Genomic DNA, 16,391 nt, shown 5'->3' with positions numbered 1-16,391 from the left:
CGACCGCAGGTGCCGCTTGCGGCAGAAAATCCTTGTCTAGCGCTCGGATACAGGCGATCTTCACCTCAAACGACACGCCACTTGGGGAATGCAGGTCAATATCTTCTTGCCAACAATGCAACAGCGTCTATTCTAGAACAAGCAAACCAAAAATTCAAACGCGACACGCCGACACACCCGACGGCGCAGATGTGGGGCGTGAAAGTAACACGAATTTCCGACATTGCCGAACCGGACCGCGATAGCCCCTGGACGAGGCTTCGCGGTATCCTCTGGGCCGCCGTTGCCCTCTCGATCCTGTCCGGCTGGTTCGTCGTGACAAGGTACAGCGTCACCCGCGCGCTTGGGATATGGGATATTGCGGCGCTGCGGTTCGGGGTGGGCGCGCTTCTGCTGGCGCCGGTGCTTCTCAGAAGGCCCGGGCGGCTTTCACGATCGCAGTGGCGCGAGGGTTTCGTATTCTCGTTGATGTGGGGTGTCCCATTCGTACTGCTCGTTGCGCTGGGACTGACGCTTACTTCCGCGGCCCAGGCCTCGGCCATTGCCCCGACCCTGATGCCCCTGTTTGCGGCCATCTTCTCTTGGGCGTTCCTGGGCGACCGGATGGGGCCGCGCCGTTGGGGCGCGCTTGCTGCCATTCTTGCCGGTCTGTCGCTGCTGGTCGTCGCAGGGTCCGCGACCCTCGGTCCTCCCAGTCCTCTGGGTCTGGCCGCCCTTGTGACTGCGGGGGCGATGTGGGCCATCTACACGTTGCGTTTTCACAGAAGCGGCCTCACACCGATCGAGGCGGCGGCGCTCATATGTTTCTGGTCCACGGTTCTGTTCCTGCCGCTTTACCTCGTCCTCGGGCTCAGCAGGCTTGCAGAGGCATCCGCTACCGAGATCGTGCTGCAGGCATTCTATCAGGGAGTGCTCATGAGCGGTGTCGCGATCTTCACGTTCAACCGCGCGGTGACGCTGCTTGGCCCCGTTGCGGCGGCATCGATCATTGCGTTGCTTCCAGCCGTCGCCTCGCTTCTCGCCATACCCGCGCTCGGAGAGATCCCCTCGCCGGTCGAAAGCATCGCAATCGGCATAATTGCGATAGGCGTGTTGCTGGCCGCTTCCCGGCCAAACCGATGAGCTGACGCGCCGGCAAGCACGAGACGTCTGTCCAGACCATCGCGCCGGCGCCATCGTGCATACCGTCTTAGATGAGAGAAAACTGCTCCGGCTGCGGTCGGATCGAGGCCCGCCCGCGCGGGTCGATGATCCAGCCGTCGCCGTCCCGCTCGACACTGGCCTCCCATCCGTGCTGCTCGATGAACACCCGGTCGGCGTCGGCTCCGCGCTCGGCGTGCAGATCGCTGGCCCGGTGCCCGCTCGGGCGGCGGCACCAAACGCCGGGTGCGCTGCCGCAGCTCGGGCAGCAAACAGCAAGAACAGGGTGACGGTGGGCGGTGAAGTCAGGCTTAAAGCGGTGGTATGAGCAGAAAATCACAACAACGCCGATTTCGGCGTCCCAGAGGTGGCCGCAATCGTCTAGTCCAATTTTTGGCGGTAGCCGGTGGTGTGCTGGTGCTCGGCTTCTTGGCGGTTGAGCGTTTTCCGGAGCGTTTCGGGCCAATTTCTGAGCTCACAGCGCTGCGCGTGATTGAGGGCCCGGTCAGCCATATTCGCGATGGCGATACGATCGAGGTGGCGGGCACTCCGATCCGGTTTGGGTCACTGGACTGCGCCGAGCGCGGGACGCCATCTGGTCAGGTGGCGACCGAGCGGCTGCGGGAGCTGATCGCGGGACAGTCCCTCACCTGCGCCCTGAACGGCCGGACCAGCTATGATCGCAGCATCGGGCGTTGCACCTTGCCCGATGGCCGCGACCTTGCCGCACAGATGATCCGGGAAGGAGTGTGCGGCCGGTACTGGTGACGGCGATCCTGTTGGGTCGAGAGTGAGAGCAAGGCTGGTTTGCCCGTGACGGGTCCGGGCTGGGGGAGAGGCCTCCGGCGGCCCGTCGCGGAGTGATTGTCATGGACAGTATGCAGATTCTGGAACCCGCGCGCCCGGTGCGCGGCGGCTTCAAGGTGGATGTCAGCCGGGGTGAGCGCAACGGTCGGGTGTCGTCCGAATGGTTCAACCGGCCGGATGATGAGCGCTATCTCTCGCTCGATGACCTCTGGACCACGGTCAAGGCGCGCTCGGAGCGCAGCACGTCCCGCATCGTCGAGACGGCAAAGATCCAGGTCGAGGCCAGCCGCGACAATGCCGAGCGGCTGCGGCTGATCCTGCCGAAAGCGGACGCGCCGCTGGCACCGACCCATTGGGCCTTTGGTCAGCTCGCAAGCCTGGTTGGTGCGCCGGCCGCCTATCTGCGGCAATTGCCGGCCCCGCTGGCCGGGATCAATCTTCAATACGGGCTCAGCAGCCATCGGGCCGAGCAGATCAAGACCTTCGAGACCGAAGTCGGCAGGACGGAGCTGCGAGCAGTCACCGGACCCGATTACGGCCGGATCCACGATCACGAACTGGTGGGCGCGGTGCAGCGCATCGCCGGGAATGGGACCGGCGACACGCGGTGGAAGGTGCCGGGCACGCTGGACTGGTCGACGGGGGTCTATAACCCCGATGTCGACATCACCCGCGATACCACCACGCTCTATGCCTCGGACCGCGATGTGTTCCTGTTCCTGGTCGATGATCATAACCCGATCGAAGCGGGCAAGCTGGCGGATGGATCGCCCGATCTCTATTTCCGGGGGTTCTACTGCTGGAATTCGGAAGTAGGCGCGAAAACCCTCGGCATTGCCAGCTTTTACCTACGTGCGGTGTGCCAGAACCGCAATTTGTGGGGCGTCGAGGATTTCCAGGCGATCACCATCCGGCATTCCAAATATGCCGCGTCGCGTTTTGCCCAGGAAGCTGCGCCCGCACTGACTCGCTTCGCCAATTCCTCGCCGCAGGGCTTCGTCAACGGTATCAAGGCGGCCCGCCAGCAGATCGTGGCGCGCGATGACGAGGACCGCGAGGTCTTCCTGCGCAAGCGCGGTTTCTCCAAGGCGGAGTCGGGCAAGATCATCGAGAAGGTGCTGATGGAAGAGGGCCGCCCGCCGGAATCGATCTTTGACTTCGTGCAGGGCATCACGCGGCTTGCCCGCGACAAGACCCAGCAGGATGCCCGGCTTGAACTGGAGGGCAGGGCGAAGAAGCTGCTCGACCGGGTGGGCTGAGGCACAACCTGCCCGGTTGCCCACATTCATGCCGCGGCGGTCAGCCCGATCGGCTTTGACCGCCGTATTTCTCCATTCCCGGCCAGACCTGCGATCCGTTCTTCGAAGCGGGGCAGGGCCTGGCCGCCAATCCCGCGAGGAACATCATGCATAGTTTCGACGACAAGGTGGACGCGGCCGTCCATGCTGCCTTCATGGCCCTTGGGCTTTCGGTCGCCACCAGCATGACGCTGGCCATCCGGCTCAACGATTTCATCACCCAGGAATTCCAGTTCGTCGTCACCGATGATGATGACGACGATGAGCCCATTCTTGGGACCGACGACGAGGAGCAGAGCGATGCTGAATGATCAGGAACAGACCATCGTCCTCGAGGCACGGGAAATCCTCGGCCGTTACTTGAACTGCAATCCGGTGCTGTCGAGCTGGCAGGCGCTGCTGGACTATTGCGCCCTGTCGGTCCGCGGCGAAATCGAAGCCTTCCACGTCCTCTATCTCGACCGCAAGAACCGGATCATCTCGGACGAGTGCATGGGTCTCGGCACGGTCGACCACGTCCCGGTCTATCCGCGCGAAATCGCCAAGCGCGCGCTCCTCCTCAACGCCAGCGCGCTGATCCTTGTCCATAACCATCCGTCGGGCGATCCCGAGCCGTCGGAGGCGGATATCAGCATGACGAAGAAGGTCCGTGAGGCCTGTGACACGCTCGGCCTCACCCTGCACGATCACATCATCGTCGGGTCCGGGCGCGAGACCAGCCTGCGCGGTCTGGGGGTGTTCTGATGTTCAGCCATGCCTTCGACTTTGCCTTCAGCGTCAACTCCGAACGGGCGGAGGCATCGGATGTTGCGCCCGCGGTCTTGCGCGCGGCCCTGATCCGGCGCGCCACGGCTCTGTCGGATGACGAACTTCTGGAAGCCTGCGGCCGCTTCGATACGACCGAGGTTTCCGAGGAAGGCTGATCGGTCCCGATGCTTTTTCGGTGTGCTGCCTGAGGCCCGGAAAGTCAGAGGCGGGAAGGGGTTTTCGTGACGGGTTGGCAGTCAGGAGAGAGGCTCCCGGCGCCCGTCACGGAGATCGGTCGGATGACCAACATGCAGAAGATCACCCTCGCGTCCTCGCGGGATATTCCCTTCAACAAGCTCATGCTCAGCCAGTCGAACGTCCGCCGCGTCAAGGCCGGCGTCTCGGTCGAGGAACTGGCCGAATCCATCGCCCGCCGCGGCTTGATCCAGTCGCTGCATGTCCGCGCCGTGCTGGGCGAAGACGGCACCGAGACCGGCCACTACGAAGTGCCCGCCGGCGGCCGTCGCTTCCGGGCGCTGGAACTGCTGGTCAAGCAGAAACGCCTCGCCAAGACCGCCCCCGTGCCTTGCGTCGTCTCCGAGGCGGGCTCGGATGTGCTGATCGACGAGGTCTCGCTGGCCGAGAACATCGAGCGCGCGCCGCTGCATCCGCTCGACCAGTTCCGCGCCTTTCAGGCCATGCGCGAGAAGGGCATGACCGAGGAAGCGATTGCCGCGGCCTTCTTCGTCGATGCCAAGGTCGTAAAACAGCGCTTGCGCCTCGTCTCGGTCGCCCCGGCGTTGCTTGAGATCTATGCCGAGGACGGCATGACGCTGGAACAGCTGATGGCCTTCACCATTTCCTCCGACCCGGCGCGCCAGGTCCAGGTCTGGGAGGCGGTGAAGGACAGCTGGTCCAAGGAGCCCTATCAGATCCGCCGCCTGCTGACCGAGACCACGGTGCGGGCATCGGACAAGCGGGTCACCTTCGTCGGCATCGACGCCTATGAGGCGGCGGGCGGATATGTGCTGCGCGATCTGTTCCAGCAGGATGACGGCGGCTGGTTGCAGGATCCGGTGCTGCTCGACCGGTTGGTGAACGAAAAGCTGAAGGCCGAGGCGGCGACCATCGCCGCGGAGGGCTGGAAATGGATCGAGGTCGCCGTCAGCTTTCCCTACAACCATGCCTATGGGATGCGGCAGATCGCGGGGACCACGGTGGACCTCACCGAGGACGAGCGTGCCACGCGCGAGGCGCTTCGCGACGAATACGACCGCCTGGAAGCCGAATATGCCGAAGCCGATGAATTGCCCGACGAGGTCGACGCGCGGCTTGGCGAGATCGAGCGCATCCTCGGCGCCTTCGAGATGCGGCCGATGATCTTCGATCCGGCACAGATGGCACGGGCCGGGGCCTTCATCAGCCTCGACGCCGTGGGCGGTCTCTGCATTGAGCGCGGCTATATCCGTGCCGAAGATGAGGTGACGCAGGAGCCGGAGGCGGAAATCGTCGATCCCGAAACCGGCGAGATCCTGCCGCGCACCGACGCCGACCCCGTCCAGCGGGGCGCAGCGATCAAGGTTGGCGGTGCGTCGACGACCGAGGAGGACGAAGACGAGGGCGATGCGATCAAGCCGCTGCCCGAACGGCTGGTGATCGAACTGACCGCCCATCGGACGCTCGCACTGCGCGACGCTGTGGCGAACAATCCCCGCATCGCAATGACGGCGCTGCTGCACAAGCTGGTCCTCGATTGCTTCGACGGACGGGTGACGGGCAATGCGCTGCAAGCGCGGGTGCAGGAGGTGCATCTCGCCGTGCAGGCACCCGACCTTGGCGACTCGATCCCGGCGCAGTCCATCGACGTGCGCCATGCGGCCTGGAAGGCCGATCTTCCGCTCGGGGAGGACGATGACCGGCTCTGGACCTGGCTGCACGGGCTCGATGAGGCCAGCCGTCAGGCGCTGCTCGCCCATTGCCTCAGCTTCGGCGTGAATGCACTCTACGAGCGGCCGAACCCCTACAGCGGCATGGGGATCAGCCAGCACGGGCTCGATCGGCGCCTGCGCGAGGCGGACCGGCTGGCGCGCGTGACCGGGCTCGATCTGGTCGAAACCGGCTGGAAGCCGACCGTCGCCAATTACCTTGGCCGCGTCACCAAGGCTCGCATTATCGAGGCGGTGCGCGAGGGCATCGGCGAAGGGGCCGCGCAACTGATCGACCATCTGAAGAAGGCCGACATGGCGCGCGAGGCCGAACGGCTTCTGGCCGACAGCGGCTGGCTGCCGGAACCGCTTCGGCTGGACGACCCGGACCTGGGCCAGGCGGCCAAGACTGAGGACGCCGGCGTCGAGCTGCCCGCTTTCCTCACGGGCGATGACGAAACCCAGCCCGACGACGAGGAGGAGCGCCAACACCTGATTGCGGCGGAATGACCTTGAGCGGGGTGGCTTCGGTCACCCCGTTTTCTCATGTGGGGGATTGAGAGCAGGAGCGTTTAGGCAAGACGCTCGGAATACCGTGTCTTGACAGCCCGGTTGATGAATTCGTGTAGCCCATCGCCCGCGCGCGCCAGCACGATCATGCGGTCGAGATTGGCTTGGCCGGCGGACACCGAGGTGTAGCGATAGATCGCTCCATCCTTGAACGCGACATCCACATGTGTGGAGCCAATTTCGTAGGCCCGGATGCCGGAATCCTGATCCCAATCACGATATGGCGTCATCTGGGCCTCACCTGACAACATGCTTAAGAAGCGTAGTGCCTGTTCGCGTTTCGTTCAAGCTTGGGTGCAGCCGAGACTGCCCCGGGTTTCGACTGTGCCTTGCCAGGCGATCATTGAAGTGGCGGTTGGGGGGCAGGGGGATCAGGGTGCTGGTTCGCCGTTGGATCATCGTCAAGTTGCGCTGGCAGAGGTGGAGTCTCAGCCGGGATCGACCAGCATTTGTGCCCGGTCGCGGCCCTCGTTCGAATGTCGTCCGTTACCTGCCATCACGCTGGCAGACCAGGACCCGATGAGCGGCGGCTGCCGCGCGGCTGCAGGGCAGGAGGGAGGCGCAATCAGACCTGACGTCGGCAGAGGTGGTCGCATCGCCGGTGGCGCCTGTCCTGTCTCTCTTGACGGGCCTTCAGGGTCGCCTTGTTCTCCGTGGGTTCACTGTTCCAGCCCGCGTCCAACGGCCTTTGGTGATGGGCTGATCTGCCCGAAGGACGGCTTCGCCTCGACCGCTTCGGCGCAACAGCGTCGTCACAACTTTCTTCCCCTGCCGGCAGAGCCGGCATTCCTCGCGGGACAAGAAAGTCCTTCCTGTGCTGTCAGGGTCCTCAAGGGGACTGCGCCAGCGGTCGTCTCCGGGCTGTCGATCGCCATCGAGGCCGCAAGGACGCGGGCCCGAAACAGAGAAAACGGAGAAAGAACATGGCGACCATCGGCACCTTCAAGAAGACCGGCAACGAATACACCGGCGAAATCTTCACCCTCAGCCTGCAGGCCAAGGGTGTGCGCCTCGTCCCCGACCTGCGGGCCTCGGGCGAGAACGCCCCCAGCCACCGAGTTCTGGTCGGCCGCGCCGAGATCGGCGCCGCCTGGACGAAGAAATCGAACGAGGGCCGCGAATACCTGGGCCTGAAGCTGGACGATCCGAGCTTCGCCGCGCCCATCTACGCCAACCTCTTCGATGACGAAGACGGCGAGGGATCGAGCCTCATCTGGTCCCGCCCCAACACCCGCCGCGGCGACTGATCGTGCACAGGCAAAGGCCCCGGTCGAAAGACCGGGGCCGAAGCTTCATTCCAAGCAGGATTTTCAACAAGCGTTGAAAACCCAGCTTTTTGTGAAAACCGCGCTTGACCGAAGAGTCGGACAAAGCCCTACAGGAGCTTTCGGACTTGCTCTGCGCGCTGCATTGAGTCGCTCGTGATCGGATCACTCACGCTCTTGGGCACCTGTTCCGCAAGCGCAAGGGTGGTCCTCTCCAAGGCCAGACCGAGGCGATCCGCCATCTCTGCAAGAAGCTCCAAGGCACGGTTTCGGGGAAGGCCGCTGGCCTTGCCCTCTGCCTCGAAATGGCGTGGGACGATTTCGTCGATGCCATAGTGGCCGCCGATCGACATCGCGAGCCTGTAACGTTTGCGCTGCAGGCGCCCGGCATGGACGACCGGGGCCACACTCAGGATGTCGTAAAGCGGTGCGAGGCGGAAACGGCCGCGCCTGCCCAGTTGCAGGCTGAAATTCTTGGCGTGGCCGTCGGAGGCCCCGATCAGGAAATAGAAGATCTGGGCGCGGAAGAAGGTTTCACGATCCCTGATCGGATCGTCGGATTCCCGCAGCAGTTCCATGATCTGACCGATGCCAGGCCCACCCGCCTTCTGGTATTTGCGGGCAGAGGGGAAGCCCAGTGATTGGCAGATATCTTCCTGCGGCAGACGCCTCAAGGTCTTGCCTTCCCAAACCCGGTCGAACCGTTCAACAGCCAGTGCGACTTGTCCGGGCAAGATGATTTTCTCAACATTGGCCACCGGCAGACCGATCTCGCGGGCCAAGGTCATGCAGAACAACTCGTTCTCGACGCTGTTGCTCATGTCGATTTCGTCGGGGCCGGGAAGCACGCCCATCGGGGTCTTGAAGATGTGGCTCGTGGGTGTGATGCCGCGCGGTTTCGCCCAGTGGCCTCCGACGCGAAGATAGGCAGTCTTCTCCTGCGCGCCTGCGATGGAGATGCGGAAATCCTCGTCATCGCCCAAGGCGAGGGGGGCAGCGGCAAGGTTTTTCAGATCGGCGACCATCTCCTGTTCGGAAATCTCGCGATAGTCCATGTCTTGGGCGGCCGGTTCCTCGTCCGGGGGCAGGAATTGTAGGGCTCCCACGCAATCCCGTCCGAGGGCCGACAGAAGAGAAAAGACGTCCTTGCCTTCGGCGCCGACCCTCACCGCGATCCTTTCGCGCAACTCGCCTTCCGCATCAGGCAACAGGTTGTCGAAGGCAGCGATCACCGGGTCGCCCTTCCAGTCCGCCTGCGTCAGCGGTAGGACACTCGCCACGGGGAATGCCATATCAGAGGCCAGCCAGCCGGGATCGTAGGAAAAGGCGACGCCGCCATCCGTGGCCTTGGTCAGCGTGCCGACTCGTGTCCGTTCATACCAGACCGCAGTCTTGCTGCGCCGGATGCCCGCCCGTCTGCGTGCCAAGCGCGCCATGTCAGTTCGTGTCCTGATCTGGTATGCGCCCGGTCACGGTCAACTCGGCCCCGAGGGCTTCCAGCAGCCGCAGGTAGACGTCGAGGCTGACCGAAACGACGCCGGTCTCAATATCCGAGACAGTGGACTGCGCAGTTCCGGTGACTTGGGCCAGTTGTTTCTGTGTCATGCCGCGTGCACGCCGTCTGGCGCGAAGCGCACTGGCGGCCTGCCGAAGACTGCGTATGGATTGGGTCGATATTTCTTCCATGGAGCAGAAATAGCCTATCGGCGATTTCTTTTCAATATCGCTCTTGGGCTATTTATACTAGTTATAGCCTATCGGCTATCGTGGCAAAATATAGCCCAAGAGCGATCTGGAATTCAGAAGCGGCTCGGGGAGGCAGACTGCTCCGACGGGCCATCGTCGACAGCGCTGGCAATCGACAGCAGCGTCGCGCGCATCCAGGCAGGTGCCTGGGCCACACTCTTGCTGAGGAGCCGTTTGTCGCCGTCCGACAGGGTACGGGCCGCCACTTGTGCCACATCTGCTGCGCGGGAAGCTCCCACATGGCGCAGCGCCTGAACCACTGTCCCGGCCGGGCTGCCGGGTGCAATAAGGTGCTTGGGCGAGGCATGGCAGAGATCCACAATGCGTTTGCCAAGCACGACGCGCCGGGAGGGGCCATCGGTGAGCCAGGAGCTTTGGGCGGCAACCTGGGTCGAAAGGCCAAGCGCGTTTGCCGCGCGGGCCCCGTCGATTTGCAGATTCGAGCCAGTTTCCCGGGCAAGAGCCTGTGCAACATCGTCCGGCGCGGGGGACAGGGCGCCGAGTTTGGGGTGCAGCTTGGGAAAATCATAAAGCCCGCGGGCAAGCCGCCTTAGCTGTTCAGACTTCGCCAGCCGGGACAGGGCTTGGTCGACGGCAGCGCGGGAGGCGATGTCGAGGAAATCGCGCGGCGTGAAGACGCTGCCGCGCCCGTTTGCACGGACACGCTTCATGACCCGATCGGGAACAGAGGCGGATGAGATCGTCATGTGTCAGAAAATAGGCTATGTTTTTCTGACAATCAAGTGTGGTGATCTTGAGCCTGGATCAGTGCGGTGGCAGGGCAAGAGCGTTCCCACAGAAGATCATGGCACATCCCGGCAGACTCGGGACCGGGCTCTGGTCGTGCCGACGGGAGCCTGCCAAGCAGTCTCCCCCCATTCGGGCAGCGATCCCTTGCGCGACGGCCAGTCTGGCCGGCAAGAAGTAGATCCCGAAGGGTTCGGCACTTTGACCTGAAGCCAAGGATTTCCAGGTGTCGGGCAAGCCCGCCCGTATTCATCAGTCGCAGCCTTCCGCTTTTCCTTTCCGGCCCGAAACCTGCCGATCCTCGGCGACCAACATGGCGTCAAGGCTGGCGAGCGGTTGGCATCCTTTGACGGGGCAGGGCTCCTGTACAGGGTCAAAGCCCCATCCCCCGCTTCCATTCGCTGTCCTTGGTCCGATCCGTCTCTTTGACACTCAACCCCAGAGGGGTCGGCTACGCGGGCGTGCCGCCCTCGCGGATTTGGACGAGCCAAACGCACGAGGGTGATTGCAGATCCGGTCAGACACTTCGGGCGCCTGTCGCGCGGGGGATGGTCCTCCGCCCCCAAGAAGACAGGAGCCGACCCCATGTCCAAAAAGGATGCCACCGCTTACGCCGCCAGCCTCGCCGCCACGCTGATGGTCGCGATCACCGTGTTCCAGGCCGGGGACGGCACGCATGGGGCGATGCCGTCCGATGAATACGACGGCGACGAGGCGCTCGTCGCCCTGGAAATCGACCCCTGGCAATGAGGCGCGAAAGCGCCTCACCCCTTCCGGGTCGCGCTCACCAGCGCGCCCGTCCGGGGAAACGGCGCCGAACCGATGGGTCCGGCAAGGGAGAGGTCGAGGAGGGAGCGGGCAGGGCGAGCCCGCTGAGACAGAGAGAGCGGCGGCGGTCTCGCCTGTAACCCGCTCTCCCCGGAGATCCCGACATGACCATCCATCTTCCCGGTCGCGCTGCGCCGGCCCCTGAACTCTCGTCCGAACTGTCCCGCATTCTGGCCGAGCAGGCCGAGCGTGACGCTGCCGAAGCGGCGCTGCACGCGCGGAACAAGGAGGTGCTGTTCGACGGGATGCGCCTCGTCGGCATCGCCCATGTCCTCGTCAGCTTCGATGGCTCGGGCGACAGCGGGCAGATCGAAAGCATCGAGGCCCGCAATGACACTGACCAAAGCGTCACGCTGCCCGCCGCCCAGATCACCTTTGCCGGCATCGACTGGCAGAGCGGGGCACCCACCGAGCGTCGTCTGACCCTCGAAGGCGCTGTTGAAGAACTGGTCTACGACCTTCTCTCCGACACCCATTGCGGTTGGCAGGACAACGACGGCGCTTGGGGCGAGTTCTGCATCGATGCCCGCGCCCGCACCATCCATCTCGAGTTCAACGAGCGGTTCACGTCGTCTGAACTCTTCACCCATGATTTCTGAGGGGCGGCGATGGCACATCCGTATCACCACGCCCTGTCCTCGGTAAAGAAATGGGGCGGCACGGTCGACGACTACCTCGCCTGTCATGAATTTTTCGACGCCTCAAAGCTCATTCTGGCGGACTTCCGGCATCGCGCTCTCCGCCATCATGCCGAAGGGGTATTCCTCCTGGTTACATGGACAGGCAAGTGTAAAGGTGCAGGGGTATTGGGTAGGAACAGGCCGACCGCCGCGCTCCCCAAAAAGCTGGCGGTGGTCGGCCTGTTCCGTGTCCGGGGGCGTATTTCATTCCAATTCCTCGCCGAGGTCGGTCAAGAGTTGTTCGACTCTTCTTGCGACGGCGCAATGACGTTCGACTTCGCGCGACCAAGAGCGGGCGCGCGCGTCTTCGGCGAGAGACAGTTCCAATCGACGGCGTTCGCGCAGCCGCGGCGCGTAGCACGGCGTCGTTACAAAGCGAGAACAGCTCAGGTAAAGGTCGCATTCGCAAGGACCTTCCGAGGGCAACCTCAGACAATGTCCCAGTTCCAGCGCAGTCTTGAAGAAGTTGCTGCGAAGCCAGTCGACCGCGCTTTCGCCAAGATTTCCGGATCGGATCACTTCCGCTCCTGCACCCGCAATCATGGCGCCTGGTTCCAGAACGGACTGGTAGTCGCGCAGCACCTCTGCGTCGCTGATCCGCGCATATACCATAGTCATCTGAGGGCTTTCGTGGCCGAGGACGCTCATGATGGTGTGAAGCTTTGCACCGCGCTCTGCGAGTTCGGTTCCGAGCGTGTGGCGGAATCGGTGCATTGTCACGGTCGGCCTGCCTCGGGCGTCGACCAAGCCCGTGGCGGCACACACCCGCTTCAATGGCGCACCAAAGAGATGGCGTCCGCTCATCATTTTTCCGCGCCAGACGAACACGAACCGGACGAGATCGCCTGTCCGTTCGTCGGGCAGCATTCGGTCTGCGACCTTAGCGCGGAGACCCAGCACAACCCGAAGGGCCTCTGCGGCCTCGTCATGCAGTGGGATTTGGCGCTCGCGGGCGGTCTTACCGACGGGCAGCCGGAGGCGCGCCGTGCCATCGGCGTATTGGTCGAGGCAGTCCACAGATAGGCGCTGAATTTCGCTGCGGCGCGCACCTGACCACCTAGCGAGGAGCATTGCTGCGCGCTGGAACGGATCGGAAAGCGCCCGGATTTCCTCCATCAGCCGTTCGAGCTCAGCACGAGGGATGTATCGGGGAATTCGGTCGGGCACGCGCGGCAGATCGCGTTTTGCCACGAGCGGCCATCGCGGCACTTCAGTCCACGCCCAGTCCTCGGCATCCTTGAAGAATTGTGCCAGCCGGACAACGCGTCCCCTCTGAGAATTCGCAGTGAGTGGTCGCCCGGTCTTTGGCGACAACTCGGTCTTCATCGCGTTCATCCAGCTGACGATGTGCTCATGCTTTACCTGCCCAAAGGTGCGCACTTCTGGTGCCGTTTTGGCCAAATGCTGCAGAAATCGGCGGGCGGTAAGCGCGTGGTGGTACACGGTGACCGGTCGCAAGCTTGGTGCACGGCGTACAAGCCATTCATCGATCAATGCGCCCATTTCAGGCTGTGCCGCCTTCAAATCCGCCGATGGCATGATCTTTCGCGGCGGGTCGTCGACTTGCCCGCGGTGATAGAGTGCCAAGCGCAGCTGGCCGATCATCGTAATCCAAGCTTTGGAGACCAGACGATACCGGTCGCTCGAGGTCCAGTAGGCACCAAGATCTGATCTATCGCCGAACATCCGAACGGCGACGAGGAGCTCATTGATGTCGTTCTGACGCAAAGCGCTGACCAGTTGGGGTCCCTGGTGAAGGGCGAGACGCCCGAGCGTCCACCGCATTGCTCGATCAGCACCCGCATAGACGAGACCTAGGTCTGTCGCCTCGCGCGCAAGTCTCTCGACACCGAGATCGATATCCAACAGCCGTGCCACGTCGTGAACGCAAAGGTCGCCGACGGCGAGCAGCCACGGATAATCCAATCGGAGATACCCTTTCAGCGCCAGATAGTAGAGATAGGCGCGCGCGAAATAGGAGGGTCGATCCTGAAGGGTAGCTCTGGTTTGCCCGTTGATCCGACCGACACGGACTGCGAGCGGCGCGGCCAGCCATTCTTCAATGTCTGGCCAGGCCTCGACGAATTGCTTGCGCTGACTTCGGCGTTGTTGGACGAACTGCTTCGTCGGATAGCAGCGTTGTAGAAAAGCGTCGTATTCATCGGCCGAACAGTGGCTGCTGCGAAAGAGAGATGGGGCATCGATCGAACGTGCCTGCATCGCTGCCGCGGAGACTGGGCCCCGCATCACTTTGCGCCTTCCGCAGGGTCCTGCACCTTCTCGTCTGGAAGGCCGAGGGCACGGCGATATTCGGCGACAACAATCGGATCGGAAACCCGGGTGTAAACGCGGGTTGCTTCTGGCGATGCATGACCAAGCCTTCGCTGAAGCGTCAGCTCGCGCATCCCGGCCTCCCACATCTTTGTTGCATGTGTATGGCGCAGGGCATGTGGGGTCACCCATGGTTTACGTATGTTCGCACGATCGCACGCCCTCGCAAAAAGCTTGGCCAGCGCGGCGTAGGAAAGTGGCTCATGCCTGCGTGGGCGACTGCCACCGACCAGAAACAGGAAGGGACTGTCTGTGTCCTGTGGTCGTTCGGTCATGACATATCCGCTGACTGACTGCAGCGTTGCCGTTTCATGCAAATCGACGACGCGCTCAGATCGTGACTTGCTCCGAACGCCGCGCGGGTGATCGAAACGCACCCTGACGGTCACCCGTCGCCTGCCATATGCGATGTCGGCGAGGTGCAAGCCAAGCACCTCACCTGGTCGCAGACCGCCGTCGAGCATCAAGCGAATGATTGCCAGATCGCGGCGCGTTCGCAGCTGCGCGATCAGCGCGTCGACCTGCTCATCCGCCATCGGGCGGGGCAAACGATGGATCTGCCGCAACCGCACCGGGCTCCGTAAGGCCGACTGCGAGGTGACGCCAGTCAGGAACGGTCGATGGCGTTCAGCGACATGTGCGGCAGCGCGATCATGAATTCGGGTGATCGGGTTTGGGCCAGCAAAACGATCAGTGAACCGCGCCCATTCGAAGAATGAAGAAACCGCTGCAAGCACCCGGTTGATCGTCGCCGTGCTGAGCCGAGCAGATCGTTCTCCATCGGTCGCGGCCAACGACGGGTACGGCCCGGTGCCGCGGCGACGGCTCGGCTTGCTGCGCAGATGGATCAGCAAGTCAACCGCGCGCGCCGGTGTCAGCGCACGCCAATCCCACCCCTGTTCATCAAGAAAGGAAAGAAGATGCGAAAGATCGTGCTGATAAGCGCGCGCGGTGTTGGGAGAACATCCCGACCCATTCAGGTACGTCACGAACGCGGCGATGGTTGCGGCGAACGAAGATGGATCAGGGCCGGCGCCTTCAAGCTTTGCATCCACCATGGCGCATCTCCGACTGAGTCTAAATCGCCTGCCACGATACGCCCGAAGTCGGTTTTGACCGACTCTGTCTATATAATGGCCGAGCAGGTCCACGGCAAAACCCTGACCCTGTCGACGGGCCGGGTGATCCCGACCCGCTGGGTCGGCGAGCAGCATGTCCGCGAGGATCTGGGCTTCATTCCCAGCTTTGCCGACTGGGCGCGGTCGATCCGAGCTGAGCCCTGGATGGGCCGTACCCAGAAGATCGAGGCCGAAGTCGATCCGCATCTGGCGAGCCCCGTGCGGGAGGTCATCTGACATGAGTCGCGCCTATCAGAACCTCGGTCTTCCACCCGAGGTCTCTCCTCTCACGGTGCTTCGCACGGCGATCCGGCGGTTGCACCCCGACACGCTCGCAGTTCGCAGCTGGCGCGAGGCGCGCAAACGCTACTACCGCGAGCTTTTGCAGGCCCATGCCGCGGCGCAAGCCCCCGCCAAAATCCCTCAGCCTGCGGAAGTGGGCTGATTTCCCTCTCACTATCGCAATCCACTGTGACCCGGCCGTCGCGGCCTCGGGTTTTTCACTCTGAAAGGAGCCCATCGTGGCTGATTATTTCACCCAATTCTCCTGCGTCCTGGACGTGGGGACGCCTGAGAAGGCAGTCGCTGCGCTCGATCTCTTCCTGCGCTTGCGCGAGGAAGACGAGGCCTCGGACGATCCGGAGTTCTCGGGCTTTGCCCTTTCACTGCCGGATGGCCCGGGCAGTTCCATCCTCTGGTTCCATGACGACGGACAGGGCGATGTCGAAGGCGTCATCCGCTTTGTGCTGCGCCTCGCAGAAGCGCTCGACCTCACCGGCCTCTGGGGATTTGACTATGCCTTATGCCGAATTCGGCATAAGGCATATTATGCCGGGATCAGGATTATGCCGCATGGCCCTCCAGTCGACGAGAAGCATCGACTTGGCATACTGCCAGACCAGCCAAAGATTATTAGGTGCGGCTGACCGGCTTCATGGTCCTGAACCCTCAGTTTCGTGCCAAGGCGTTCGGCATAATCCTTGTTGCGCCAGCAACATGGAGAGAGCGTATGGCCAAGAAAATCCAACCAACCTGCCTCGACACCTACTTCAGTTCGTTCGAGGAGAGCCTCGCGTCGACGCACATGCAGCGTAGGGCGCTGTCTAACTATCGCTTCCAGCTTCGACGGTTTGGCCGGGTTCTGGAGGCCCATGGTGTTGAGCCGACGTCATTGACGCTGGAAATCGCC

Annotated in this window: 20 protein-coding genes and 2 pseudogenes; 15 read left to right on the top strand and 7 right to left on the bottom strand. The window is 63.1% G+C overall.

The features are described from left to right. Positions 1-1,122, top strand: a 1,122-nt coding sequence (locus C8N34_RS24680; protein ID WP_342352696.1) for a DMT family transporter, incomplete at its 5' end; no start/stop codon positions are given. Positions 1,123-1,189: 67 nt separating this feature from the next. Here the strand turns inward: C8N34_RS24680 and C8N34_RS27350 are convergent. Then, complete coding sequence (locus tag C8N34_RS27350) at positions 1,190-1,480, bottom strand: zinc finger domain-containing protein (protein ID WP_422387687.1); 291 nt, start codon at positions 1,478-1,480, stop codon at positions 1,190-1,192. Positions 1,481-1,629: 149 nt separating this feature from the next. Between C8N34_RS27350 and C8N34_RS24670 the strand changes: the two genes are divergently transcribed. The 6 genes from C8N34_RS24670 (at position 1,630) to C8N34_RS24645 (ending at position 6,427) form a co-directional block, all read left to right on the top strand. Beyond that, positions 1,630-1,908 (top strand): thermonuclease family protein, encoded by a 279-nt coding sequence (locus tag C8N34_RS24670; RefSeq protein ID WP_145693900.1) that lies wholly within the window; start codon positions 1,630-1,632, stop codon positions 1,906-1,908. Between the two features lie 101 nt (positions 1,909-2,009). Then, the gene (locus tag C8N34_RS24665; protein WP_108130915.1) at positions 2,010-3,206 is read left to right on the top strand and encodes a DUF932 domain-containing protein; all 1,197 of its coding nucleotides are present in this window, start codon (positions 2,010-2,012) and stop codon (positions 3,204-3,206) included. Between the two features lie 146 nt (positions 3,207-3,352). Then, entirely contained in the window at positions 3,353-3,556 is a 204-nt protein-coding gene (locus C8N34_RS24660; protein ID WP_108130914.1) for a hypothetical protein, read from the top strand. Next, positions 3,549-3,989: a RadC family protein gene (locus C8N34_RS24655; RefSeq protein WP_108130921.1), complete on the top strand. Its 441-nt coding sequence runs from the start codon at positions 3,549-3,551 to the stop codon at positions 3,987-3,989. Before C8N34_RS24660 ends, C8N34_RS24655 begins: the two co-directional genes overlap by 8 nt. Next, positions 3,989-4,168: a hypothetical protein gene (locus C8N34_RS24650; protein ID WP_108130913.1), complete on the top strand. Its 180-nt coding sequence runs from the start codon at positions 3,989-3,991 to the stop codon at positions 4,166-4,168. The genes C8N34_RS24655 and C8N34_RS24650 overlap by 1 nt, the downstream gene beginning before the upstream one ends. Positions 4,169-4,291: 123 nt before the next feature. Then, the gene (locus C8N34_RS24645; protein ID WP_108130912.1) at positions 4,292-6,427 is read left to right on the top strand and encodes a ParB/RepB/Spo0J family partition protein; all 2,136 of its coding nucleotides are present in this window, start codon (positions 4,292-4,294) and stop codon (positions 6,425-6,427) included. Positions 6,428-6,489: 62 nt separating this feature from the next. On the opposite strand, the gene C8N34_RS24640 is transcribed toward C8N34_RS24645, so the two are convergent. After that, positions 6,490-6,717: a hypothetical protein gene (locus C8N34_RS24640; RefSeq protein WP_108130920.1), complete on the bottom strand. Its 228-nt coding sequence runs from the start codon at positions 6,715-6,717 to the stop codon at positions 6,490-6,492. A gap of 693 nt (positions 6,718-7,410) precedes the next feature. Here C8N34_RS24640 and C8N34_RS24635 point away from each other — a divergent pair. Next, the gene (locus tag C8N34_RS24635) at positions 7,411-7,734 is read left to right on the top strand and encodes a DUF736 domain-containing protein (RefSeq protein ID WP_108130911.1); all 324 of its coding nucleotides are present in this window, start codon (positions 7,411-7,413) and stop codon (positions 7,732-7,734) included. Between the two features lie 128 nt (positions 7,735-7,862). Here C8N34_RS24635 and C8N34_RS24630 read toward each other — a convergent pair whose 3' ends face one another. The 3 genes from C8N34_RS24630 to C8N34_RS24620 form a co-directional block, all read right to left on the bottom strand. After that, on the bottom strand, positions 7,863-9,188 hold the full coding sequence (locus tag C8N34_RS24630; protein ID WP_108130910.1) for a type II toxin-antitoxin system HipA family toxin: 1,326 nt from the start codon (positions 9,186-9,188) through the stop codon (positions 7,863-7,865). A gap of 1 nt (position 9,189) precedes the next feature. Beyond that, positions 9,190-9,438, bottom strand: coding sequence for a helix-turn-helix domain-containing protein (locus C8N34_RS24625; RefSeq protein WP_108130909.1), 249 nt, complete (start codon positions 9,436-9,438; stop codon positions 9,190-9,192). A gap of 113 nt (positions 9,439-9,551) precedes the next feature. Further along, on the bottom strand, positions 9,552-10,169 hold the full coding sequence (locus C8N34_RS24620) for a DUF6088 family protein (protein ID WP_108130908.1): 618 nt from the start codon (positions 10,167-10,169) through the stop codon (positions 9,552-9,554). 661 nt (positions 10,170-10,830) lie between these two features. Between C8N34_RS24620 and C8N34_RS26530 the strand changes: the two genes are divergently transcribed. From C8N34_RS26530 to C8N34_RS27345, 3 genes and pseudogenes are all read left to right on the top strand, one after another. Beyond that, positions 10,831-10,995, top strand: coding sequence for a hypothetical protein (locus tag C8N34_RS26530; RefSeq protein ID WP_168775702.1), 165 nt, complete (start codon positions 10,831-10,833; stop codon positions 10,993-10,995). Positions 10,996-11,177: 182 nt separating this feature from the next. Next, entirely contained in the window at positions 11,178-11,672 is a 495-nt protein-coding gene (locus C8N34_RS24615) for a DUF6878 family protein (RefSeq protein ID WP_108130907.1), read from the top strand. A gap of 9 nt (positions 11,673-11,681) precedes the next feature. Continuing rightward, a pseudogene (locus C8N34_RS27345) lies at positions 11,682-11,849 on the top strand (DUF6915 family protein); the annotation flags it as partial. 108 nt (positions 11,850-11,957) lie between these two features. Here C8N34_RS27345 and C8N34_RS26715 read toward each other — a convergent pair. Both C8N34_RS26715 and C8N34_RS24605 read right to left on the bottom strand, forming a co-directional pair. Continuing rightward, complete coding sequence (locus C8N34_RS26715; RefSeq protein ID WP_199750749.1) at positions 11,958-13,973, bottom strand: tyrosine-type recombinase/integrase; 2,016 nt, start codon at positions 13,971-13,973, stop codon at positions 11,958-11,960. A gap of 26 nt (positions 13,974-13,999) precedes the next feature. Continuing rightward, positions 14,000-15,142, bottom strand: a complete 1,143-nt coding sequence (locus tag C8N34_RS24605) for a tyrosine-type recombinase/integrase (protein ID WP_199750750.1) — start codon at positions 15,140-15,142, stop codon at positions 14,000-14,002. Positions 15,143-15,217: 75 nt separating this feature from the next. Here C8N34_RS24605 and C8N34_RS24600 point away from each other — a divergent pair. The 4 genes and pseudogenes from C8N34_RS24600 to C8N34_RS24585 all read left to right on the top strand — a co-directional run. Next, positions 15,218-15,439, top strand: a pseudogene (locus tag C8N34_RS24600) (DUF6915 family protein); the annotation flags it as partial. 1 nt (position 15,440) lies between these two features. Beyond that, positions 15,441-15,647 (top strand): hypothetical protein, encoded by a 207-nt coding sequence (locus tag C8N34_RS24595; RefSeq protein ID WP_108130905.1) that lies wholly within the window; start codon positions 15,441-15,443, stop codon positions 15,645-15,647. Positions 15,648-15,723: 76 nt separating this feature from the next. Beyond that, the gene (locus C8N34_RS24590) at positions 15,724-16,128 is read left to right on the top strand and encodes a hypothetical protein (protein ID WP_199750751.1); all 405 of its coding nucleotides are present in this window, start codon (positions 15,724-15,726) and stop codon (positions 16,126-16,128) included. An 83-nt stretch (positions 16,129-16,211) separates the two neighbouring features. After that, positions 16,212-16,391 (top strand): hypothetical protein (locus C8N34_RS24585; protein ID WP_211317743.1); only part of this gene is annotated, 180 nt, incomplete at its 3' end.

Source organism: Gemmobacter caeni, from assembly GCF_003054195.1.
Taxonomy (GTDB): Bacteria; Pseudomonadota; Alphaproteobacteria; order Rhodobacterales; family Rhodobacteraceae; genus Gemmobacter; species Gemmobacter caeni.
This window is presented reverse-complemented; position numbering and strand designations above follow the sequence as displayed.

What these genes read in the sequence shown, in the direction of transcription:
- C8N34_RS24665 (WP_108130915.1), top strand. Translation starts at nt 2,010, where the DNA reads ATGGACAGTATGCAGATTCTGGAACCCGCGCGCCCGGTGCGCGGCGGC.
- C8N34_RS24660 (WP_108130914.1), top strand. Translation starts at nt 3,353, where the DNA reads ATGCATAGTTTCGACGACAAGGTGGACGCGGCCGTCCATGCTGCCTTC.
- C8N34_RS24650 (WP_108130913.1), top strand. Translation starts at nt 3,989, where the DNA reads ATGTTCAGCCATGCCTTCGACTTTGCCTTCAGCGTCAACTCCGAACGG.
- C8N34_RS24645 (WP_108130912.1), top strand. Translation starts at nt 4,292, where the DNA reads ATGACCAACATGCAGAAGATCACCCTCGCGTCCTCGCGGGATATTCCC.
- C8N34_RS24640 (WP_108130920.1), bottom strand. Translation starts at nt 6,717, where the DNA reads ATGACGCCATATCGTGATTGGGATCAGGATTCCGGCATCCGGGCCTAC.
- C8N34_RS24635 (WP_108130911.1), top strand. Translation starts at nt 7,411, where the DNA reads ATGGCGACCATCGGCACCTTCAAGAAGACCGGCAACGAATACACCGGC.
- C8N34_RS24630 (WP_108130910.1), bottom strand. Translation starts at nt 9,188, where the DNA reads ATGGCGCGCTTGGCACGCAGACGGGCGGGCATCCGGCGCAGCAAGACT.
- C8N34_RS24625 (WP_108130909.1), bottom strand. Translation starts at nt 9,438, where the DNA reads ATGGAAGAAATATCGACCCAATCCATACGCAGTCTTCGGCAGGCCGCC.
- C8N34_RS24620 (WP_108130908.1), bottom strand. Translation starts at nt 10,169, where the DNA reads ATGAAGCGTGTCCGTGCAAACGGGCGCGGCAGCGTCTTCACGCCGCGC.
- C8N34_RS26530 (WP_168775702.1), top strand. Translation starts at nt 10,831, where the DNA reads ATGTCCAAAAAGGATGCCACCGCTTACGCCGCCAGCCTCGCCGCCACG.
- C8N34_RS24615 (WP_108130907.1), top strand. Translation starts at nt 11,178, where the DNA reads ATGACCATCCATCTTCCCGGTCGCGCTGCGCCGGCCCCTGAACTCTCG.
- C8N34_RS26715 (WP_199750749.1), bottom strand. Translation starts at nt 13,973, where the DNA reads ATGCAGGCACGTTCGATCGATGCCCCATCTCTCTTTCGCAGCAGCCAC.
- C8N34_RS24605 (WP_199750750.1), bottom strand. Translation starts at nt 15,142, where the DNA reads ATGGTGGATGCAAAGCTTGAAGGCGCCGGCCCTGATCCATCTTCGTTC.
- C8N34_RS24595 (WP_108130905.1), top strand. Translation starts at nt 15,441, where the DNA reads ATGAGTCGCGCCTATCAGAACCTCGGTCTTCCACCCGAGGTCTCTCCT.